The sequence below is a fragment of the Vibrio sp. T20 genome, assembly GCF_007858795.1.
Lineage (GTDB): Bacteria > Pseudomonadota > Gammaproteobacteria > Enterobacterales > Vibrionaceae > Vibrio > Vibrio satsumensis.
The window spans coordinates 1-313 of record NZ_VFEB01000174.1 but is presented as its reverse complement, the minus strand read 5'-3'; the positions used below and the strand labels follow the sequence as shown (position 1 = coordinate 313).

1 protein-coding gene is annotated in these 313 nt (G+C 36.1%); it reads right to left on the bottom strand.

Annotated features, from left to right (window positions below; translation table 11 throughout):
• Positions 1-165: 165 nt before the first annotated feature.
• Positions 166-313: transposase (locus FTW16_RS24975; protein WP_222433365.1), on the bottom strand; the 148-nt coding region annotated here is incomplete at its 5' end.

The following is a 313-nucleotide window of genomic DNA, read 5'->3' as shown; positions in this document are numbered from 1 at the left end:
ATAACTGAGTTTATAGACGGGATAATTGTAGATACCATCTCTCTGACGCAACCACAAACTTAATTTAAAGTTAATACAGACTGATATCTTGTCTGATTTTTTATGACGCCAAAACATATTTGAATTAGCTTTCTCATAGTAGCACCTAACGCTTGCATTTTTGTTTTACCAGCGGCTAAGAGCCGCTTTTTTTTGTGCTTTGATATCAGGATTGTATTTACCAGCACTAACTGCGGCCAAAAATATTTTTGACCGAATTCGAGATGGCCCAATTTTACTCAATGTGGTTCTACCTTTAAATGAGCCAGATTCA